General features: G+C 71.5%; 3 protein-coding genes. All 3 read left to right on the forward strand.

What is annotated here, in order from left to right:
• The first annotated feature begins 95 nt into the window (after nt 1-95).
• The 3 genes from pepN to ACIQCJ_RS22895 all read left to right on the forward strand — a co-directional run bounded on the left by pepN (nt 96) and on the right by ACIQCJ_RS22895 (nt 8,386).
• Nucleotides 96-2,684 carry an aminopeptidase N gene (gene pepN / locus ACIQCJ_RS22885; protein WP_391160370.1) on the forward strand — a complete coding sequence of 863 codons (2,589 nt, stop codon included), beginning with the start codon at nt 96-98 and terminating at the stop codon, nt 2,682-2,684.
• A 1,003-nt stretch (nt 2,685-3,687) separates the two neighbouring features.
• Nucleotides 3,688-4,848 carry a hypothetical protein gene (locus ACIQCJ_RS22890; protein WP_402712335.1) on the forward strand — a complete coding sequence of 387 codons (1,161 nt, stop codon included), beginning with the start codon at nt 3,688-3,690 and terminating at the stop codon, nt 4,846-4,848.
• A gap of 202 nt (nt 4,849-5,050) precedes the next feature.
• The gene (locus ACIQCJ_RS22895) at nt 5,051-8,386 is read left to right on the forward strand and encodes a S8 family serine peptidase (RefSeq protein WP_402712336.1); all 3,336 of its coding nucleotides are present in this window, start codon (nt 5,051-5,053) and stop codon (nt 8,384-8,386) included.
• Nucleotides 8,387-8,539: the final 153 nt, after the last annotated feature.

Genomic DNA, 8,539 nt, shown 5'->3' on the forward strand with positions numbered 1-8,539 from the left:
GGATGCGGGACGCTGTGACCACCCGGGAGACCCCCGGGGCCGCCCATGAGCCCACAGACCCGCGGGGCCTGTGAGAACAGACAAAGGAGTCGCCCGTGCCCGGCGAGAACCTCAGCCGCGAGGAGGCCCGCGAGCGGGCCTCGATCCTGTCCGTCGAGCGCTACGACGTGGCCCTCGACGTACGGTCGGCGGTGGACCCGGCCGACGCGGGCGGGGACCGCACCTTCCGGTCGACGACCGTGATCGACTTCCGGTGCTCGCGACCCGGCGCCTCGTCCTTCGCGGACCTGCTCGCCCCGGCCGTCACCTCCGTCCGGCTCAACGGCCGGGAGCTGGACCCGGCGGCCGTCTTCGACGGCACCCGGATCGCGCTGGACGACCTCGCGGAGCGCAACACCCTCGTGGTCGACGCGCGTTGCGCGTACAGCAGGACCGGCGAGGGGCTGCACCGCTTCGAGGACCCGGAGGACGGCGAGGTCTATCTGTACACGCAGTACGAGCCCGCCGACGCGCGCCGCGTCTTCGCCAACTTCGAACAGCCCGACCTGAAGGCGCCGTTCACCTTCCAGGTGACCGCGCCCGAGGGCTGGACCGTGCTGAGCAACAGCGAGCGGGACGGCGAGCCGGTGCCGTACGAGGGCGACGGCGGCGGCGCGGTGTCGCGCTTCCTGCCGACGCAGCCGATCTCGACGTACATCACGGCGGTCGTCGCGGGCCCGTACCACGTGGAGCACGACCACTACTCGCGGACCTTCGAGGACCGGGCGGTGCTCGACGTGCCGTTGAGCGCGCTGTGCCGCAGGTCGCTGGCCCGGCACTTCGACGCGGACGAGATCTTCACGGTCACCAAACAGGGCCTGGACTTCTTCCACGACAACTTCGACTACCCGTACCCCTTCGGGAAGTACGACCAGGCGTTCGTGCCCGAGTACAACATCGGCGCGATGGAGAACCCCGGATGTGTCACCTTCCGGGAGGAGTTCGTCTTCCGCGGCAAGGTCACCCGCGCGTCGTACGAGGGCCGGGCCAACGTCATCCTGCACGAGATGGCGCACATGTGGTTCGGCGACCTGGTCACCATGCGCTGGTGGGACGACCTGTGGCTGAAGGAGTCCTTCGCGGACTTCATGGGCGCCTTCGCGATGGTGGAGGCCACGCAGTATGACGCCGGGTGGATCACCTTCGCCAACCGGCGCAAGGCGTGGGCGTACCGCGCCGACCAACTCCCCTCCACGCACCCGGTGGTCGCCGACATCCGCGACCTCCAGGACGCGAAGCTGAACTTCGACGGCATCACGTACTCCAAGGGCGCCTCGGTGCTCAAGCAACTCGTGGCGTACGTGGGCCGGGACGCCTTCCTGGAGGCGGCGCGCCGGTACTTCAAGCGGCACGCGTACGGCAACACCACGCTCGCCGACCTGCTGGCGGTGCTGGCCGAGACCTCGGGCCGCGACATGGCGCAGTGGTCGCGCGCGTGGCTGGAGACGGCGGGCGTCAACTCCCTGACCCCGCAGGTGGTCTACGGCGCGGACGGGAAGATCACCGAGCTGTCGGTGCTCCAGACCGCCGCCGAGTCGCACCCCGAACTGCGCCCGCACCGCGTCGCGGTGGGCCTGTACCGGCGGGTGCCGGGCGGCGCGCTCGAACGGTACGCGCGGGTCGAGACCGACGTGTCGGGCCCGGTGACCGTGGTGGACGGCCTGGCCGGCCAGGACCGGCCCGAGCTGGTGCTGGTCAACGACGACGACCTGACGTACTGCAAGATCCGCTTCGACGAGGTGTCACTGGACACGCTCCGCGCCCATCTCGGCGACCTCACCGACCCGTTGGCGCGGGCGCTGGCGTGGTCGGCGGTGTGGAATCTGACCCGTGACGGGCTGATGCCCGCCCGTGACTACCTCGGTCTCGTGCTGCTCTTCGCGGGCTCCGAGAGCGACATCGGGGTGCTCCAGTCGCTGCACCAGCAGGCGCGCTCCGCGCTGTCGCACTACGTGGCACCCGACCACCGCGAGGAGGCCGCCAGGTCGCTCGCCGAGGGCGCGCTGCGGGAGCTGCGGCAGGCGGAGCCGGGCAGCGGCCACCAGTTGGCGTGGGCGCGGTTCTTCTCCTCCGTGGCCTCGTCGGCGGCCGATCTCCAGTTGCTGCGCGGGCTGTTGGACGGCTCGGCGAAGATCGACGGGCTCGACGTCGACCAGGAACTGCGCTGGACCTTCCTCGAGACCCTCACCGCCGAGGGCGACGCGGACGCGGCGGCGGTCGCGGCCGAGCGCTCCCGCGACGACACCGCCTCCGGTCACCGGCACGAGGTGCGCTGCCTGGCCGCGCGGCCCTCCGCGCAGGTCAAGGCGGCGGCCTGGGCCGATGTCGTGGACTCCGACCGGCTCTCCAACGCCTTGGTCGAGGCCACCATCGCGGGCTTCGCGCAGCCGGGGCAGCGGGGGTTGACGGCGCCGTACGTCGAGCCGTACTTCGCCTCGATCGAGCGCGTCTGGGGCGAGCGGTCGATCGAGATCGGCATGGCGGTGGTGCGGGGTCTGTTCCCGCACCACCAGGGTCCTGAGGCGCTGGCCGCGGCCGACGCGTGGCTCTCTGCCCGCGCCGACGCGGCGCCCGCCTTGCGGCGCTTGGTCGTTGAGTCGCGCGACGACCTCGCGCGGGCGCTCCGCGCCCAGTCCCTGCGGTGAGCTGACGGGGGGGTGTCTTTGCCCGCCCGCCCACCCGTGCGGGTGCTTTCTCCGTCTGCGGGTGCCGCTTGTGCCTGGGTCGGTGCCGGTCCGGGGCACCTCCTCGAAATGCGGCTACCTGGCCTTTGCTTATTCGGCACCCTCCCTGTCACCGCATTTCTGCGGGGGCACCCCGGCCCGTCCCCTCCCGGTACGTCGGCGTCCGCCTGTCCGGTGGGGGTGGCCGGGAGGGGGGTGGGTGGGTACGGGTACGTCGGCGTCCGCCTGCCGGTGGGGGTTGCGGAGGGGGGTGGGTGGGTTCGGGTACGTCGGCGTCCGACGGTCCGTGGATGGCCGGGATGGGTGTCCAAGATCGTGAGGGTGCCCCGAGCGCCCTCCACCCAAGGGGCTGGATGGGTGGGCACCCTCGGACGGTCCGCAGGCGGAGGGCTGTCGCAGACAGGCGGTCTCCGCCGGTCCCCACAGCGGAGGGACACCTCCCCCAGTTACAGCGCGCGGGCGGACGCCGACGTAATGGAGCCCACCCACCCCCTCGCCGCCCCCACTGGCCAGGCGGAGGCCAACGGACCGTGACCCACCCACGCCTGCCCCGGTACCACAGCGGACCGTCGGCTGTCCCCGCACCTCAGACCACCCACCCCCTTCCCCGGCAACCCCCACCGGCAGGCGGACGCCGACGAGCGAGGAGGGGACGGGCCGGGGTGCCCCCGCAGAAATACGTTGACGGCCGGGTACCGAATGCGGAAAGGCCAGGTGATACGGATTTCGAGGAGGTACCCCGGACCGGCACCGACCAGGCACAAGCGGCACCCGCAGACGAAGAAAACACCCGCACGGGTGGGCGGGGCGGGCAAAGAGCAGGCCCCCGGAGGGGGTCACCCGAATAGGTGAAAAGGTAAGCTCGGCATCCGAACACATGGACTTTAGCCCAGGCTTGTCCGGGTTTGTCGACGGGCGTGTAACAGCGGTTAGTGACGGGGCCGGCGGCGGGAACGACCACGGCATGAGCATCGAGAACCCCCACTCACACCGCACCGCCGACCACCTCCGCACCGCCCACAACGTCTTGACGGTCCGTCAGCTCAGGGAGCGCGGCGTGACACCGGGCGTGATCGCGGAGCGGTGCCGCCCGGGAGGGCCGTGGCAACAGATGCTGCCGCAGGTGTACCTGCTGCACTCCGGGCCCCCGAACAGCGCGGAGCGCCTGGAGGCGGCGCTGCTGTACGCGGGCCGCGATCCGGAAGCGCACGGCCCGCTCGGCGGCGGCCGGGAGGCGATGGTGACCGGGCTGGCCGCCCTGGCCCTGCACCGCTTCTCTTCGGTGCCGCCGCTGCCGGGGCTGCCCCGGATCGACGTCCTGGTGCCGCGGCAGCGCAGGCTGCGCGACGCGGGCGACGTGGCGATCCGCAGGACCAACGCGCTGCCCCGCCCGCAGGAGGTCGCCGGACTGCCCTGCGCGCCGGTGCCGCGCGCCTTGGCCGACGCGGTCGCGGAGCTGGACGACGCCGAGACGGTGCGGCGGCTGCTGACCGAGGCGGTGCGCGGCGGGCACTGCGACGCGGGCGCCGTACTGGAGGAGCTGGAGCACGCGCGGCTGCTGGACCGGCCCCAGGTGGCGGCGGCGCTGGACGCGCTGCTCGCCGAGGGCCGGTCGGTCGCCGAGGACCGGCTGATCGCGATGGTGCGCCGCCACGCGCTGCCCGACCCGGTGTGGAACGTGGACCTCCGGCTGCCGGGCGGCCCGCCGCTCGGCGGGGTCGACGCGTACTGGCCGGAGCACGCGGTGGCGGTGGAGATCGACGCGCGCACCGCACGGCCGGGCACGGCGGCGGGCGAGGACGGCCACGGTGACGTATACGCGACGGACGCGTACGGGGACGGCGACGCGTACGGACCGGGTGGCACGTACGGTCCCGGCGGCGCCTTCGACCAGCTCTTCGACCGGGCCTTCGAGCACGGTTTCGAGAACGCCGAGGACGACGCCGTGTGGTCGCGCTACGCCCGTGAGCGGGAGCGTCTGGAGGCGCTGGGCATCACCGTCATCCACCTCACTCCGGCCAAACTGAGGGACTCCGCCGAGCAGCAGGCGGCGATCGTCAGGACCGCGCTGATGGCGTCCGCCGACCGGACACCCGCCGCGTATGTGGTGGTCACCCCGAGGTGACCACCCGTCACACGAGGAAGCGGGGTCCCGGCGATTTACCCCGACCCGTACCGTATTCGTCCTGATGGCGGTTGGCGGAAACACGTCATGCCCAGACCATTGGACGGTCAACACTCCCCAAAGGGGAGTCAATTCCAGCAATGTGAGCGATCGACCGGCTCCGTTTTCCGAACAGACCACCTCGGTCCGAACAGGGATGCCCATGCCACTCGCTCACATTCCCGGCAAGAGACGCGCGGCCCGTATCGCGCTGGCCGCGGGTCTGGTTGCCGCGCTGTCGGCCGCCGGGCCCGCGCTCGCGATCGCGGACGCGCCCGCCTCGCCCTCCTCCACCCCCGCGCCCGGACCCGGCTCGCCGGACAAGGGCGCCGCCGACAAGGGCGGAGCCGCGGACAAACTCGGGTCCGCGGACGCCTCGCTGCTGGCCAAGGCCAAGGCGGACGGCGACAAGAACGTCACCTTCATGGTCGCCACCAAGCCCGGCAGCACCGGCCAGGTCGCCGACAAGCTGGACGCGCAGGGCGCCAGCGTGGGTCTGCGGTACGACAAGATCGGCTATGTGCGGGCCACCGTGCCGACCGGCAAGGCGGACCAGGCCATCGCAGCGGCGCAGAAGCTGTCCTCGGTCATCGCGATCGACCTCAAGCAGGAGATCAAGCTCGACGACCCGACCCCGGCGGCGGACACCACCGCGGCGGCGGCCAAGAACGGGAAGGCGTCGGCCACGACGTACCCCGGTCCCGGCAAGGACACCCCGGCCAAGAACCCGTACCAGCCGGCGTTCGAGACCGGCGCGGTCGACTTCGTCAAGGACAACCCGAAGTACGACGGCCGCGGCGTGACCATCGGCATCCTGGACTCGGGTGTGGACATCGGCCACCCGGCGCTCCAGAAGACCACCACCGGTGAGCGCAAGATCGTCGACTGGATCACCGCGACCGACCCGATCCTCGACGGCGACGCCACCTGGCGCCCGATGGTGACCGCGGTCTCCGGCCCGGCCTTCACCTCCTCGGGACGCACCTGGAAGGCGCCCGCGGGGAACTACTACTTCAGCACGTTCGCCGAATCCGCCACCATCGGCGGCGACATGAACGGCGACCTGAACCGCGACGGCGACACCACCGACAAGTGGGGCGTGCTGTACGACCCGGCCGCCGGTACGGTCCGCGTGGACCTGAACGACAACGGCGACTTCACGGACGACACCGCGATGAAGCCGTACAAGGACGGTTTCCAGATCGGCCACTTCGGCACCGACAACCCGGCGACGCCGATCTCCGAGTCGATCCCGTTCACCGTCGAGATCCGCAAGAACGTGCCCATGGACCCCTACGGCGGGACCTGGGTCGGCAAGACCGCGGACTTCGTGAACTTCGGCCTCGTGGAGTCCGAGCACGGCACGCACGTGGCGGGCATCACCTCCGCCAACAGCCTGTTCGGCGGCAAGATGAACGGCGCGGCGCCCGGCGCGAAGATCGTCTCCTCGCGCGCCTGCACCTGGAGCGGCGGCTGCACCAGCATCGCGCTCACCGAGGGCATGATCGACCTGGTCGTCAACCGGCACGTGGACGTGGTCAACATGTCCATCGGCGGTCTCGGCGCCCTCAACGACGGTGCCAGCGCCCGCGACCAGCTCTACAAGGAGCTGATCGACACCTACGGCATACAGCTCGTGATCTCCGCGGGCAACGACGGCCCCGGCGTCAACACCATCGGCGACCCCGGCCTCGCGGACCACGTGCTCAGCGTCGGCGCATCCATCTCCAAGGAGACCTGGGCGGCCAACTACGGCTCGCAGATGACCGTTCCGTACTCGATGATGCCCTTCTCCTCGCGCGGCCCGCGTGAGGACGGCGGCCTCGCCCCGGTCATCACCGCGCCCGGCGCGTCCATCAACACCATCCCGACCTGGGAGCCGGGCGGGCCGGTGAAGGAGGCGGGCTACACCCTGCCGCCCGGCTACGCGATGCTCCAGGGCACCTCGATGGCGTCCCCGCAGGCCGCCGGAGCCTCCGCGCTGCTGCTGTCCGCGGCCAAGGCCAAGCACCTGACGGTCAGCCCCGCGCAGCTCCGTACCGCGCTGACCAGCACCGCCAAGTCGATCCCCGGCACGCAGACCATCGACCAGGGCGCCGGTCTCATCGCCGTCGGCCCGGCCTGGAACCTGCTCAAGCAGGGCGGCAAGACCAACACGTACACGGTCAAGGCGCCGGTCAACACGGTGCTGAAGGACTACCTCGTCACCCCGGGCTTCGGCACCGGCGTGTACGACCGTGAAGGCGGCCTCCAGGCCGGGCAGTCGCGGACGTACGACGTCACCGTGACCCGTACCAGCGGTCCGGTCTACGCCCAACTGCACACGCTCACCTGGGCGCACAACGACGGCACGTTCAAGGTGGCCAGCCCGCTGGTGCTGCTGCCGCTGAACAAGCCGGTCACCGTGAAGGTCACCGCGAAGCCGAAGTCGGTGGGCGCGCACAGCGCGTTGCTGAACATCGACGACCCGCTGACCCGCGGCATCGACTCGCAGATGTCGGCCGCGGTGCTCGTCTCCACCCCGGTCGCGGGCCCGTCGTACACGCTGACCCGCTCCGGCAGCATCGAGCGCGACACCACGAGGTCGTACTTCGTGACGGTCCCGGCGGGCGCAACCTCGCTGGAGGTCGCCATGGACGGGCTCAAGACCGGCAGCCAGACCCGGTTCCTGACGATGCACCCGTACGGTGTGCCGCTGGACTCGACCCAGACCATCGACTGCTACCCGAACTACGACAACCCCAACAACAAGTGCCGCCCGGACGTGCGCTCCTACGCCAACCCGATGCCGGGCGTGTGGGAGATCGCGGTCGAGGCGCGCCGCACCTCGCCGCAGCTCGACAACCCGTACAACCTGTCGGTGACGCTGCTCGGCGTGGCCTTCGACCCGGCGGTCAAGACGGTTCCCGAGGCCAAGGTCGGCACGCCGACCCCGGTCGACTGGACGGTCACCAACGGCTTCGCCCCGATCCAGGGCAAGCTCAAGGGCGGCCCGCTCGGCTCGGCGTTCACCGCCAAGCCGACGATCGCCGACGGTGACACGCAGACCACCACCTTGACGCTCGGCCCCGGCGCCTCCCGGCTCGACGTGTCGATCGGCGGGACGTCCGACACGGCCGCCGACCTCGACCTGTACGTCTACCGGGACGGGGTGCTCGTCGCGCAGTCCGCCAGCGGCGGCTCCGACGAGCGGGTCAGCCTGGCCAACCCGCCCGCGGGGACGTACACCTTCGAGGTGGACGCCTACGCCGTACCGGCGGGGACGACCACCTACGACTACGAGGACGTCTACTTCTCCGACGCCCTCGGTACGGTCACGGTGGACGACACCACCACGGTCAACCTGCCGCACGGCGCCTCCGCCAAGGTCTCGGCCTCGCTCCTGGCCTCGGCCGCGGCACCCGAGGGACGCAAGTTCTTCGGTGAGGTGCAACTGCTCAACGCGCGCGGCTCGGTCGCGGGCAAGGGCAGCGTGATCATCACGAAGACGACGCCGTAACGGAGTTGTCCTTCGGGGGGTGGGGGGGGGGGGGGCCCCCCCCCCCCCCCCCGCCCAGCCCCGGGCCCCCCCGGGGCCGGGGGCCCCCCCGGGGGCCGGCCCCCCACCCCGGGAAAAAACCGCGGGGGGGGGGGGAATTGGGGGGCCGCCCCG

The organism is Streptomyces sp. NPDC093221 (genome assembly GCF_044753885.1).
Lineage (GTDB): Bacteria > Actinomycetota > Actinomycetes > Streptomycetales > Streptomycetaceae > Actinacidiphila.